The following is a 14250-nucleotide window of genomic DNA, read 5'->3' on the forward strand; positions in this document are numbered from 1 at the left end:
TCATGAAGCTTTTTTAATCTATTAACATCATTAATCGGTTTCTTCCATTAAATTAAGCATTCCTTTTTCTTTATCATAGAAACGCAAAAGATCTCCATAAATAATACTATCGGAATACTGCATTTCTAAATTTGCCTGTTCTGTATACGGCTCGCACGCATTTCCATCGATTGGTTCACCAGTTTTTCTGTCATAACAAACATCTTTGGTATATACATAATCTTCCGTAATAAAGCTACCATCTCGTAAAACAACAAATTGACTATTGCTCTCTGAGAAAAGATCAGATCCGAATTGAATATCATTTTTAGTTTCTATTCCAAGCAAATGGAGAAGTGTTGGTTTGATATCCATTTGACCTGATACAGTTGACATTGTTTTTCCTTTCATACCTGGAATATGGATAGCAAAAGGAACCCTTTGTAATTGAGTACTCACAAAAGGAGTCACTTCTTCTCCTAAAAATTCACTCATCGCTTTATTATGATTTTCAGAAATCCCATTATGATCACCATATAATACGATAATACTATTTTCATAGAGACCTTCCTCTTTTAATCTCTCAATAAAGATTTTCAAGGCTTCATCCTGATAACGAACAGTCGGAATAAAGTTATTCAGCGTTCTACTACCGGTTGTTAGAGGTTCAATTAATTTATCCTCTTCCTCTAGCTCAAAAGGAAAATGATTTGTCAGCGTAATAAATTTACTATAAAAAGGCTGAGGCATTTCTTTTAAGTGTGTGATGGATTGTTCAAAGAAATCGATATCCTTCAGTCCCCACCCAACAGAATTCTCCTCGTTTACCTCATAATCATTAATTTCATAAAAACGGTCATAGCCTAAGCTCTGGTACATAATATCACGATTCCAGAAGCTCTTATTGTTTGCATGTAGGGAAGCAGTAAAATAACCATTTTCTTTTAAAATCTCCGGTGATGCTTGATACTCATTTCCCGAATGAGTAAAGAATACTGCCCCTCTGCTTAATGGGTATAAAGAATTTTCAACTATAAACTCAGAGTCCGATGTTTTACCTTGACCAGTTTGATGGTAAAAATTCTCAAAGTAAAAGCTCTCTTTAATAAATTCATTTAAAAACGGAGAGATTTCTTCTCCATTCACTTCTCGATTTACTGTAAAGGTTTGGGTAGATTCTAAACTTACCATTATCACATTTTTTCCCTTGGCAATTCCAAACATGTCCTTATTTGGTTCCGTGTAATTCGCCTGATTATAGTTGACCATGTCTGTTAATTCACTGCCATCAGCAAATGCTCTTTGTGCCGATGCCTTTGTTTGTAGAAAAATATCATAAAGCTGGTAGTTATATGTCCCGATATTTTTCACTAATAGCTCTCTATCAAATGTTCTTGTTAACAATTGCGTTCTCTGTGTTTCTGCTAAACTCAAATTAAAAAAGGCTAAGCTAATCGTAAATAAATAAAATATACTTTGCTGTACCCTTGTGTATTTAGGAAACTTTAAGAATGTAGGTTTCTTTTTAATGATGAAGGCAATTAAAATTATATCTACAAAGAAAAGTATATCCGTAAAATGAACTAATTCTCTTACACTGCTTCCTAAATCACTCATATTACTTGTTTGAAATAAAAGTGGAAGGGTTAAAAAGTCTGTATAAACGCGATAAAATACTACATTCGCGTATAATACAATCGATAAAATCAAACTAGAAAAGAAAATATATCTCTTTTGATTTTTCTCCGAGAAAAACATGGATATCCCTAAAATAAATAACAATGAGCTTAAGGGATTAATAATTAATATAAACTGTTGAATTGAATTTTCGATTTTAATATCAAAGCTAGTAATATATGCAATGTTTGTTTTAATCCAAAGCAAAACTGTTGCAATCGTTATAAGTGATATCTTAGACCATTCTATTTTATTTTTAAGCAATGATGAATCCTCCTAACTATTGATCAAACAAAATTCCCAAATGATCGCTTTACACATTTACAATAAATTTATTATCCAAAGCTAATCTTTATGAAATTTTAATCTATTTTTCATGTTTGTGTATTATTATAATAACTTACTATTTTTTAGACGTCCACTCAGACAAAAAGTTTCAAAAAAGTAGTATTTATTTGAAGATTAAATAATTAGAACATTTCGTATTTTCTCATATTTTAAAAAAAAGAAAAAAAAAAAAAGAAATCGTTTTATTGTAATTCTTCCTCAGAAAATCGAAACCACTTTAAAGACAACAAAAAAATCTTCTCCATTTTAGAAGAAGATTTTTTATTTATATGAAAAAAAGTTAATGAAAGATAATATTACAAAACTAGATTAATTTTTTGCTAGCCAAGCAGCACCAATCACACCTGCTGTATTTCCCAATGTTGCTACATCAATTACTGTCGATTCCGCTACGCTTTTAAAGGAGAATTTCAAAAAGTTTTCTTTTACAGGGGTTAAAAGCACATCCCCAGCTTTCGACACACCACCACCAATGACGATTTTCTCTGGATTTAAAGTATTGGCAATATTAGCTAATACTAAACCTAAATGAAAAGCTACGAATTGCACAATTTCATTTGCTAATTCGTCACCATTTTTGGCCGCATCAAATACATCTTTTGCTGTAATTGCCCCTTCTTGATCCAGAACAGAATGAAGCACACTCAAAGTATGTCTTTCAGCTAACCTTTCTTTCGTCAACCGAACAATTCCTGTTGCAGAAGCAATCGTTTCTAAACAGCCTGTTTTTCCACAGTTACAAGGAGCACCATTTTCAACAATAGCCGTTAAATGACCTATTTCACCAGCAGCACCCTTTACTCCTTGCACAATATCGCCGTTAATAATAACGCCACCGCCTACACCTGTACCAAGTGTAACACAAACTAAATCCTTGGATCCTTCTCCTGCACCTTTCCACATTTCACCTAATGCTGCACAATTCGCATCATTGTCGATCGTTACCGGTAGCCCTAAGTCTGCTTCAAGTCGAGCTTTTAATGGAAAATTATCCGGCCAGCCTAAGTTAACTGTATTAAAAATTACTCCTGTTGCATAATCAAATGGTCCTGGGGCGCCCATTCCTGCCCCTAAAACATCTTCCTTCGAATGACCTAATTCTTGCAATTTAGCATCGATGGATTTAGCAATATCAGAGGTAATATTTTTTCCTTCTTCTGAGTTATCTGTTGGGATTTCCCAATGAGCGATTAAATCTCCCGCTAGTGATAAAAAAGCGATTTTAACCGTCGTCCCGCCTAAGTCAATTCCTGCAACCCATTTTTCCTGCATAATTAGTTCCCCCTATTTTCCGTTAAAAACTGTATTTCTTGATTAAGTAATCGCATAGCAGAATCAAATTCTAGTTCCCTTATTAATTGCGATTGATATAATTCCTTTATTTCAGCTTTCATTAATTGCAAATCGCCTACTCGATCTCCAACATAGATAATCGTCCCATATTTTTTTAGAAACTGCTGTACATCGTAAATTGTTTGCATGGTACCCCTCGATTTCATACATAATACACTTACTGCAAAGGTTTGCATAAAGTGATAGATTAATCGTTTTCAAATTAAGTATATCGGAAATGAACTGTTTCCTCAACAGCAGATTCATTTCCCCTATTAGAATATTTTTTAAACGATTTAATCAAGATATCTATTTATCCAATTTAAGTCTAAACTACTTCTTTTATCATATTTCTTTTATCTTTTCATATATTTAAAGAAGTGTATAGAAGACAGGCTAAATAAATTAATACTCATTTATTATTTCCATTAGATGGAGCGGTGAAATTAATGAAAAAAGATTTTGTTCGTTTAAGTGTTTCCCTTATTATTCTTGTAGCTATTTTTTATATTTTCCAACAAAAACAGATTGCGAAGGAAAGTATAACTTATTTCCCAATTGATCCAACAGTGACCTTTCCTAAAGCAAACACAACTCTTACATTTAGTAAAAAAAGATTCGATGAGTATAGTATTCTCTGGCAAAGCAATTCTTCTATTAACAAGCGAGCCTATTTACGACAAGATATGAGCTTACTTTATGCAAATGGGAAATTAATAAGCACAATGGGAGAATGGAAACAACATACATTAGAACTTTCAGAAGAAAAGACAGTCGTTGAAAGAGAAAGCAACTTTTTCCAAGCAATTACCTTTCACTATGCCGAAATACATGATACGAGTGAACGAATATTCAGCTCACAAAAAATTTCGGCAGACAATCTATATGTTATTAACTCAAAGTTTGAAAATACACCATTATCTTTCCATACTCCGAATAATTTAGTAGAAAAAGATTGGGCAACAATGATGGATAAAGAAGCAGTAGATTTTGTTAATTACTCTCTTCACCAAGGATTAAAGAAATTTCATATTTCACAAGAGCAGTACGATACAAAATTATTACTGACAGATTTACCGAAATATAATGACACACCTCTTCCATCATTTTCAAAGGAACAAAGTGCAAAAATTATTGGACAGTTGACTGAAGGCCTTTATAAAAACTATTTCCTTGGAATTATAAAAGAAGATGGAACCATTATTGATCCCATCGGAAGTTCTATCCCTGTATTATTAATTAATGATAATCATCTTCTTATCTTATTTACAACAGAAGACGGAGAACCCATTGTTTTAAGACAGCAAATTTCTACTCTTTAATTTTATCCCATAATAGTAGATATTTTGGATTATTTTTATCTAATTCTATTGCTTTTTGCAAATATTCCCTAGCCTCTTCTACCTTTTGATTATATAAACTGACGATCGCTAAATTATAATATGCTTCATGAAAATTCGGATTTAATTTGATTGTCCTTTGTAGATTTTTTTCCGCTTCCATTAGTTCCTTTTTTTTCAGTTGAATATAAGAAAGGAAAAAATAATAGTCTGCGTTATTTTTAGATTCTATGGTTGTCAAAACTTCTTGAGCATGATCATATTTCTCCTCATTTATATAAGTATTGACCATTATTAATGCTGATTGATCCCGTATTTGTAAGGCACTTGAACTCGATGAATAACTAATTCCAACACAGACGAGCAATAAGGTAATAAGTAATGCACCAAGCTGGATTTTCCAGCTTTTTTTCTTTGGAAAATGAACGATTGCCGTTGCTAAAAAGCCACCTACTAAACCACCAATATGACCTGCGTTATCGATTCCTTGTATGGTAAAGCCAAAAATAAGATTAATAATAATGATAATAATAACATTCCAACCCATCACACGAAAAAAAAGGTTTGGAAATTGCCATGCAAAATAAAGAAGCGCTCCAAAGCATCCAAAAATGGCTCCACTTGCACCAGCTGATAAAGAAGGACTTAATAAATAACTCGCAAATACTCCGCTAAATCCAGCAAATAGATAAATAATAAAAAATCTACTGTTCCCAAAAATTTTCTCTATTAATGGGCCAATATAATAAAGAGCAATAGAATTCATTACTAAATGCAAAAAACCAATATGTAAAAAAATCGGTGTTATTAATCGCCACCATTCCCCATTTGCGATTAAATAATTCACTTTTGCTCCCCATTTAATTAATGTTTGGTTATTAGTGCTTCCGCCATTTACTTCCATTAAGAAAAACATAATAATTTGAATGCCAATAAACAGGTAGGAAATAAACGATTTCCCAAAATTCAGCAGCTGTCTTTCTTCTTTTTCATTTTGTTTTATCAGAGCAAAAATATCGTTTTGATAATTTTGAATTTGAATGTCACGTTCTTCCTCTGTATCAGGAATGGCATTTAAGTCTGATATTTTACGTCCTGCGATGTCCCATTCTTGAACAGATCGATCGAGAAGAACTGTATTTATTAGTACTTTTTTATCAGTACTTATATATGGCTGATTTACTAAATGTTCAAAGGAATCTACAGGAGGAAAGGCTGTAATATAAATACTCTCCAATTTAAGTGAGCGATTACGCAAGGTACTTCTTATTTTTTCTGCATTTAATGCTGTTCTTTCTATATCACGACTTAACCAATTACTCCAATCAAGATTCATTTGAAATAATCGAATAATTGGGGTTTTCTTTCTATCATCTTGACTTTCCAACCAAATTTCTTGTTTATTTTCTGATAAATAAATTAATTTATAATGGCATTTCATTATTAAAAAATGGATTATTCTCCAATATTTATACGGTTCTATCTCCATCTTTTTTCTCCCTACTCTCCAAACTCATACAAAATAGTTTCTCTTCTTATTCTACTAACTCCTTAACAATACAACAAATCATATGTATTTTCTTTTTTTGCATAAACCTTACTAAAAATTCTGCATTTTCAACAACTAGAAAAGCTTATCCTATGATATATAGAAGTAAAACTTAGTAAAATCATCGCATGCGATATTTTAATTATAAGTGGTTAACTAAATATTATGAGGAAAGTCATTTATAAAATTATAAAAGCTAATGCCTTTATACAAATGACAGAAAAGGAAAAACTAAATACCTTGTGTGACTAAAATCCAATCCACAAGGTATTTAGACTGTTTTTTGAAAGCTATTGATAAATCGTATTACTAGAGCGTCCAAACACGGAATTCATCATCGTTCTTTTTACACTTGGAATACTCATTAATATTCTTACTGCATATTTCCGAATAAATGGATTTCTCAATACGGAATTTATGACACGATACCGTTTTTGAAATAAAAAATATCCACCTAAGGCAATTAGTAAAATGGAGAATACTCTTGACATTTTTCCATCCCTCCTAATTATAGTTTGGTGATTATATTATTTTTTATCCGTATAGTCTAATGTGAAAATATTCCCGTATTTATCATAATGTAAACGGAATTTACGGAACATTATAAATGAAGAATAAGATAACCAAATGCCGCAAAAAAACCAGATAGAACATTCACCATATCATTGTTAAAAAATGTATAACCTTTAATTTTCCCTACAGTCTTATGACATACCATTCTTGTTTCCACAATTTTCCCACAAACTGGACATTGATACTCTACCTGTATATATGCACCTAAAAGGGTATCCAACACATTCCCTAAAAAGCCAAAAAGAAAAATGAGGAAAAATCCCCAAAGCTGAATAGGAAATAATAAGGTAGTTATCAAGGCAATCAATAATGAACCCGCTAATCCTGCAACCGTCCCTAATATGCTAACAGCTCCAGATGTTCCTGTTTCTGCTTCCTTAAAGTTCCGAATAGATAAGGGTCTTTTCTTACTTAATGATCCAATTTCAGAAGCCCAAGTATCTGAATTAGCAGCTGCAAGCAAAATAGCGAAAACCGTAATCCACATAGACTCTTTTGTTATATAATAAATAACACCTACAATGGCAGCTAATGCTCCATTTGCCATTACTTGTAACCAATCCCTAGTTGACCCTTTTTGTGTTTTTTTCTCCATTGTTTTTTTGGTTTTGCTTTTGTACTTAGAAAGCATACTTGAGGACACAAAAAAAGCCCCCAAAACAATTAATCCCTTATAGCCAAATCCAATAGCAATCCCCATACCAACAAAGAAAGCTGCGATTGCACCACTCTTCGTTAAAGACCGACGCTTGTATGAGTAGAAAGAAACAAAAAAAATTATAATTGCATACATTAAACTACTCATTTGTAACTATTATCCCTTCATTTGTAATTATTTTCTCCACAGCTAAATCGTGTTTTTGCAATGGTATTTCTTCTTGAAGCTGCATGGAGAAGGCTAATGATATGGTTTCTCCATTATAACTTTGTAAAAATCGGTCGTAATATCCTCCACCAAATCCCAATCGGTATCCATTCTTCGTAAAGGCTAGTCCTGGAACAAGGAGTAAATCGATTTCTTCTGGCTCTGTTGGTTTTGTTTTTTCCATTATAGGTTCAAACAGATTGCTATAAACAGATTCAAGGTGATTAAATTGCTCTAATTTACGAAAAAGCATTTGTTTAGTTTCAGGAATACATTTTGGGATACTTACCTGCTTTCCGAGTTGCCAACACTTACGTATTATTTGGTATGTATCAACCTCAGGAAATTTGGAAATGGTAATGCCTATATGAGAAGCAGAAGTAAATGAAGCATGTTTATATAGTTGAAGAGCTATCTGATATGACATATGCTCATATTGAGGCTTACTGATTGTTTGTAGTTGTTTTATCATATTTGTTCTGAACTGTTTCTTTTCCTGCATTTTATGTATACACCATCCTTACCTTCTGTTTTTGAATATGAAAAAAACAGAAGGGAGATATCCCTTCTGCTTATTTTGTTTCACGATGAACGGTAGTACGTTTTTCTCTTGAGCAATATTTTTTTAGCTCAAGACGATCTGGATTATTTCGTTTATTTTTTTTAGAAATGTAGTTACGATCACCACATTCAGTGCAAGCTAACGTAATGTTTACACGCATGGTTTATTTCCCTCCAAACTATAGGTTGCTAGTTCGTGCATACGACTTTTATATGATAACATCTTTTGTTAGGAAATGCTAGTACTTGTTTTCAGTAGAATGTGATTCAATTCTAAAATTTCCTTTTTTTCTGTGCCAATAATAGACCAAGCTCGACTAATCCCAGTAGATTGGGGATTAACATCCATACTTAATGAAAAGATACTTACACTTGAACCTTTCGCCATTGGCTGATACTTAAGGATACCCTTTTGGTTATTACTCCATATATGCTCTGTGTGTACATTCCAAATAGGTTGTACAGTTCTCTGCTCGATACTGTTTTTATTATATTCTCCATTTACTAAATATAGCTGGTCATCAACAGAATGATAGATGACATTTTCAGTAGGCGAAACGAAAGAAAGATGTTCTTGATACGTTACTGGAAAATAATTCAACACCAAAATTTTCAAGTTCTTCTCTTGTTGGGAATGGTTTCTAACGTAAATTTCATTATATTGAATTTTGGAATGCTTGTGTATTTGCTTTACATGAACAGAAATCGAATGTTCTGGTATTAATTTTTCATAGCCGTTTTGAATCCAATAAGTTTTTCCATCAATCCAAATCCCAGGGGTAGTAGTTAATTTTTTTATTAGTAGCTTTCTTTGAGCGCTTTGATAATCTTTTTGTAAGTTAGCCTCAATCTTCATTCTATTTTCACCTACTCTACTATTATTAATTAGATATGGATTCTTTCACCTTTGTATTTACTAGCAGTTCATCAAACACTCTTTTTGTTTCTTCCCCAATTCGATTCCAGCTGAAAAGTTGACTAACTAATTTTTGACCATTCTTGCCAATCTCTTTACCAACTGTTGGATTTCCTAATAAATATTCGATATTCTCTACTAAGCTTTCTGCATTATTTGGTTCCATGAATAATCCCGTTTCTTTATTCTTAATAATCCCTTTTAAGCCACCGGTATGGGAAACAATCGTTGGAATGGCAAATATAAGTGACTCTAATGCTACAATACCAAATGGTTCATAAGAACTTGGTATCACTACAATATTTGCATGAGCATAAAATGCATTTTTTTGTTCTCCTTGCAAGTAGCCTATTAATCGAACACATTCTGATAATCCATTTCTCTCAATGAATTTTTGATATTCATCGTACATTGGTCCGACTCCAGCAATAACAAAATATAAATCCGATCGTATTTTATGCAATCTTCGCGCTGCTTCCAGTAAAGTACCAAACCCTTTTTCTTTTACCATACGACCCATTGCAAAAATAATTTTTTTATTAGTGTCTAAGTGAAAGGCTTCTAATGGAGCAATCGAAGCTTTTTCCATTTGCAAAGATTCTATTCCATTCGGGATAATGTTAATTTTTGATTGCTCTACTTCAAAAATAGTCATTACCTCATTCTGCATATATTCACTGCATACAATTAAAGAATCAGCAGATTGTATCAACTGCCTTTCTTTTTCATGGATAAATTTTTGCATTTCCGTATAAATGCCACCATTTCTTCCGTGTTCTGTTGCATGAATGGTTGCTATTAATGGTATATTTAATTGGTCCTTTAATGAAATTGCAGCAGCTCCTACTAACCAATCATGTGCTTGAACTAGGTCAAATGTCGATTTCTTCCCTATTTCAATCGCTTTATCCCACATCGCTAGATTTAAGCCACCAATCCAATGGATAAAGTTCTGCTCTATACTATAAATTGGTTTAACACGATAAACAAATAAGTGTTCCTTTTCTATTACATCTTCCGCATCTTTTTTCATATCTTGCGCGGTAATTAGATGTACTTCATATCCATTTTTTATTAAACTGTTCGTTAATCCAACTACATGTGTTCCAAGGCCACCAACTATATTCGGTGGATATTCCCATGATAAAATAAGTACCTTCTTTTTATTTGTCGGAATGATTTCCCTTACCTTCTGATTATTTATTTGGATCGTTGTATTTAAAATTGGATGTACTTTTTCTCTTAAAGAAATCCATTCCTTATCTATTGGTCCTTTCATTAAGGCACTTAACTGATCTGCTGCCTCTAGATAGGTTGAGACTTCTTTGTCCGTCCAATTATCTTGATAAAGCAAGGAACTTAATAAAAACCATTCTTTTTCCATTTGTTTCTGCACTCTATGAACTTCATTTGCTAATGTTACTTGTCTCCATTGATGAAGTTCTCTTTCCAAAAACGCTAAAGAGGCATATTGAGAACTTTTATTTTTCATATCGTTTTCCCTTTGGCGATCCAAAAAGGAGGAACATAGATGTACATGATCCATGCCTTGACTAAATTGATTTATATATGTTTTTGGTGAGATATGAACCATATAGCCTTCATCGCATAAGTAACGGATACTTTTATTTAGCTCCTCCCTCATCTTAACATAGCTTCCCAAATCAATTGGTAGGGAAAGAATAGACTCATTTGTATAATGATTATACGATTCAAGTACTTCCATAAGTGCTTTATCCCACACTTGCTTTTTTGCACTCGTTTCTTGAAAAATTTGATATAATCGTTCTTCAACAGGGAAAAAAACAACATGATGAGGTGATTCAACTGCTATACCAATATCACTCGGCAATGGATCACTATGATAGATTGTCTTACTGTTAAGAAAACTATATGTTAATTTTTCTTTCTGCAAATATAAGTCTAAACCAGGTGAAAAATATCCTTCTGGAAACCAAAATCCCTTCGGACGATAATCTAAATAATCGTCTATAATCGATAAGCCCATTTCTATTTGCAAATGGACACCTGTACTTGTTGACACGTTCGATAAATGAGAAAAGGATGCTGGACTAGCAAGGAGCTCTATTCGATTTTCTTGAATGAGTGACTTAAGAACTTTTAATAAATTTTGTTCCTTTTGCCGCCAATAGGAAAGTAATTCCATGTTACAATGATATTTTTCTAAAAATTCTGTTATTTCTTTTCGTAATGTTGGATTATCGAGCATTTCTACATAAATTGGCGGTAGTACAAGTTGAATGGTATATGGAGAATTTTCTTTCTCTGTTTGAAATAGAAAGTTAATAAATTGCACTGTCTGTTCATAAAATTCATTCTTTTTGTACTGATCTTCCGAAAAATAGTTCATGAAAGGAATATTATTTATCACTATCAATTGGAAATACGACCCATTCATTTCTTGTTCACATCCTCTTGCTCTTCTAATTCATAATAACTATAAGTGCTTACATGCTCAATCCAATTTGGAATAGGATTGTCCCCTTTTTCCCACTTTTTCAATTCTTCTTCCATAATACCGACTTGATCATGCGAGATTCTAGGAGTATGTAATGGATTAGACTGTAAGATTGGTAAAAAGGATTGATAAACATCAAGAACGCCAATTTCAAAACAAAAACTTCTGTTTGGAGACAAATCTTGTAATACAATCGATTCCTGTTTATTCCCTACAGGAAGCAGACGATAGCTATGAGCATTTCTTCCATTATAAATAATACTCGTAATATCATTAATCTTTACTGCCAAAGCGCAATTTTCCGGATCAATATCATAATAAGTTGAAATTAATTGCCATTTCCCATCAGGAATTCGCCAAAATACTAATGCAGCATTTTCACTTATTAACCAAGCCTCCATACCATTTTTCTTCGTTAATAAATCAATACTTGTCCAAAAATGTTCAGATACAAAACGCATCTTAGGTAGTGTTTTTGTTGGTATTTGTTTCTCTTCTTCTTGCCCACTCGTCTCTTGTTCTTTCACGTACTTTTTCCATTGGTATTGAACTTTACCTACAGTTGAATTAAGTTCGATAGCAATTTTCCGGAAAGAAAGTCCTTTACGTCTTAAATTTACAATTTGTTCAATCAATAGAAATAGCACCTCTTTCTAAATTTTCAATTTATCTCTTCCTGAATATCTTTGATGTATGTATGACAAATTACTAGTATATGTCTACAAGATTACTTTTCATTCCCTATTTATACTATTATGTTACCACTGAATGCTTGATGCCACAACGAACAGATTTTGTCGGATTGTGCTTAAACATATGTACGTTCATCTGAAAGGGGCAAAAAATTTTTTCTACCTTCCATCTACTTACTCAAGTAACCTAAATTCGACATATGCCTTGTTAAAACCAAGTAGTATTACGACATATTCCTAAATGTTTCGCAAGCAAATACGAATATTGTCTACCTTTCTAAGAATAGTTGCCAGCCATCCCTTTTGCCGTTTTGTAAAAAAATTCTAGCCTTTGACCAATTTATTCTTTCAGCTTTTCTAGATAGATTCTGTTTAAATAGGAATTATTGTTTGATAATGATAAAATAACATAGTCTGGACTATTTTATTTGCACTTTGTAAAATAGTCTAAAATTTAGAATTTAAATCTTGAGGTGAATTATGCTAGTTGTAACATTACTATTATTAGGAGTTTCCTTATTACTTCTTCTTCTATCTTTTTTTCTTCGCGATCCTGTGAAAGATTTACGGGAAGAAATAGATCAGTTTTCTATTCAACAAGTACAAGAACTGTATAAAATAAAAAAGAAATTAAAAGTCTTAGAAGAAGAACTAATGCTAGGGGAAGAAGATTTTGCTTTCAAGCCTCCCTCTTCCATAAAAGAGACTACTTCTTTCCAGCCTGAAAATACACAATCTATTCACGCTATCATTAAAAACCAAGTTTGGACTCTTGCAGCAAGTGGAGTTCCAATAGATCAGATTGCCAATCAATCTTCCCTATCCATTTCTCAAGTTCAACAAATTATTAACGAACGGGAAGGACAGTAATGAGATGAAGAAACAAAGTTTACGTTCATTCGCAATAGGGATGCTCCTTTCAGCAAGTATGTTGGGGAGTTATTATTTCTATCAGGAAAGCAAGAGCCAAGAGCAGTTCAGCTTAAACGTACCTGATGCAACAACCTTTCTTCAAAAAGAAGGCTTTATCATATTAAGCGATTCTGAGTATAAGGATATGCAAAAAACAATAGAGCAAAGCAAGCAAGATCAAGCAAAATCAGATGTGGAAGCAAATGAAAAGAAGCAGGAAGAATCGAAAGAAGAAAAACAAGAAATCTATTCTTACACACTAAAAGTTAAAAGTGGTATGAGTATTTCTAGTATTGCAGAATTATTATATGAAAATAAGATTATTAAAGATCCAAAAAACTTGGAGACATACTTAATCGATAACGACTACCATAAAAAAATACAAGTCGGCAGCTTCCGCTTAACCAGCGAGATGAGCAATAAAAAGATTGCAGAGAAGCTTACAAAATAATTTTAATTACTCATCTTATAAGGCTGGGACAAAACTAAATAACCACTCTGAAAAGACAAACAACCTCTATTTTAGCTCTTAAATAAAGGCTAGTTTTTCATACTAGTTATTTATGATTTTAAATATAATCAGTGTAAAAACTAATTCGTTTTTAAAGATGTTTTTCTATAAAATATTATGGAAATAGAAAACATTAATTAATTGGAAAGACGGAGCAGCCTGAATACACGTAGACTCCTATGGGAGCTGCGAGAAAGTCCGAGACCCTGCAGGAACGCAGTGACGAAGCGGCTCGGCGCTCGCCCCATGGAAAGCGAAGTGTATTCAGGCTGCGGATATTAACACTAATCTTACTGAAACTGACTTTTATAAAACTAATTAAGACCCGAACAATTATGAATTTCTTCATATTTGTTCGGGTTTATCTATGTATGGAATACTTATGTCCCAGCCTTCAGTTTGTCGCCAAAAGGGACTAAGAGTGTTTGGAGTGCATCATCTTATTTCTAAGTAAATGAAAAAAGATAAAAAAGACCGTAAACACCCCCCTAACTTTCATAGAATTTGTCTACGGTC

At 32.7% G+C, this 14250-nt stretch carries 14 protein-coding genes; 3 read left to right on the forward strand and 11 right to left on the reverse strand.

The window, feature by feature from the left end:
* Positions 1–30 precede the first annotated feature (30 nt).
* From NYE52_RS14365 to NYE52_RS14375, 3 genes are all read right to left on the reverse strand, one after another.
* The gene (locus NYE52_RS14365) at positions 31–1920 is read right to left on the reverse strand and encodes an LTA synthase family protein (RefSeq protein WP_341193696.1); all 1890 of its coding nucleotides are present in this window, start codon (positions 1918–1920) and stop codon (positions 31–33) included.
* Between the two features lie 393 nt (positions 1921–2313).
* Positions 2314–3276, reverse strand: a complete 963-nt coding sequence (locus NYE52_RS14370) for an ROK family glucokinase (RefSeq protein WP_341193697.1) — start codon at positions 3274–3276, stop codon at positions 2314–2316.
* A 2-nt stretch (positions 3277–3278) separates the two neighbouring features.
* On the reverse strand, positions 3279–3485 hold the full coding sequence (locus NYE52_RS14375) for a YqgQ family protein (RefSeq protein WP_341193698.1): 207 nt from the start codon (positions 3483–3485) through the stop codon (positions 3279–3281).
* A 300-nt stretch (positions 3486–3785) separates the two neighbouring features.
* On the opposite strand from NYE52_RS14375, the gene NYE52_RS14380 reads away from it, so the two are divergent.
* On the forward strand, positions 3786–4658 hold the full coding sequence (locus NYE52_RS14380; protein ID WP_341193699.1) for a hypothetical protein: 873 nt from the start codon (positions 3786–3788) through the stop codon (positions 4656–4658).
* Here the strand turns inward: NYE52_RS14380 and NYE52_RS14385 are convergent.
* From NYE52_RS14385 to NYE52_RS14420, 8 genes are all read right to left on the reverse strand, one after another.
* Complete coding sequence (locus NYE52_RS14385; protein ID WP_341193700.1) at positions 4648–6165, reverse strand: rhomboid family intramembrane serine protease; 1518 nt, start codon at positions 6163–6165, stop codon at positions 4648–4650. The genes NYE52_RS14380 and NYE52_RS14385 overlap by 11 nt on opposite strands.
* 350 nt (positions 6166–6515) lie before the next feature.
* Entirely contained in the window at positions 6516–6716 is a 201-nt protein-coding gene (locus tag NYE52_RS14390) for a hypothetical protein (RefSeq protein WP_341193701.1), read from the reverse strand.
* A 110-nt stretch (positions 6717–6826) separates the two neighbouring features.
* The gene (locus NYE52_RS14395) at positions 6827–7603 is read right to left on the reverse strand and encodes a DUF92 domain-containing protein (protein ID WP_341193702.1); all 777 of its coding nucleotides are present in this window, start codon (positions 7601–7603) and stop codon (positions 6827–6829) included.
* Positions 7596–8165, reverse strand: coding sequence for a 5-formyltetrahydrofolate cyclo-ligase (locus NYE52_RS14400; RefSeq protein WP_341193703.1), 570 nt, complete (start codon positions 8163–8165; stop codon positions 7596–7598). Before NYE52_RS14400 ends, NYE52_RS14395 begins: the two co-directional genes overlap by 8 nt.
* Positions 8166–8235: 70 nt before the next feature.
* Positions 8236–8385, reverse strand: coding sequence for a 50S ribosomal protein L33 (rpmG, locus tag NYE52_RS14405; RefSeq protein WP_016204868.1), 150 nt, complete (start codon positions 8383–8385; stop codon positions 8236–8238).
* Positions 8386–8453: 68 nt separating this feature from the next.
* Positions 8454–9080 (reverse strand): hypothetical protein, encoded by a 627-nt coding sequence (locus tag NYE52_RS14410; protein WP_341193704.1) that lies wholly within the window; start codon positions 9078–9080, stop codon positions 8454–8456.
* 25 nt (positions 9081–9105) lie between these two features.
* Positions 9106–11559 (reverse strand): glycosyltransferase, encoded by a 2454-nt coding sequence (locus tag NYE52_RS14415; RefSeq protein WP_341193705.1) that lies wholly within the window; start codon positions 11557–11559, stop codon positions 9106–9108.
* Positions 11556–12254 carry a DUF4912 domain-containing protein gene (locus tag NYE52_RS14420; RefSeq protein WP_341193706.1) on the reverse strand — a complete coding sequence of 233 codons (699 nt, stop codon included), beginning with the start codon at positions 12252–12254 and terminating at the stop codon, positions 11556–11558. The genes NYE52_RS14415 and NYE52_RS14420 overlap by 4 nt, the downstream gene beginning before the upstream one ends.
* Before the next feature lie 537 nt (positions 12255–12791).
* On the opposite strand from NYE52_RS14420, the gene NYE52_RS14425 reads away from it, so the two are divergent.
* The gene (locus NYE52_RS14425) at positions 12792–13181 is read left to right on the forward strand and encodes a hypothetical protein (protein WP_341193707.1); all 390 of its coding nucleotides are present in this window, start codon (positions 12792–12794) and stop codon (positions 13179–13181) included.
* A gap of 4 nt (positions 13182–13185) precedes the next feature.
* The gene (locus tag NYE52_RS14430; RefSeq protein WP_341193708.1) at positions 13186–13674 is read left to right on the forward strand and encodes a hypothetical protein; all 489 of its coding nucleotides are present in this window, start codon (positions 13186–13188) and stop codon (positions 13672–13674) included.
* Positions 13675–14250 lie beyond the last annotated feature (576 nt).

This window comes from Niallia sp. FSL W8-0635 (genome assembly GCF_038007965.1).
Classification (GTDB): Bacteria; Bacillota; Bacilli; order Bacillales; family Cytobacillaceae; genus Niallia.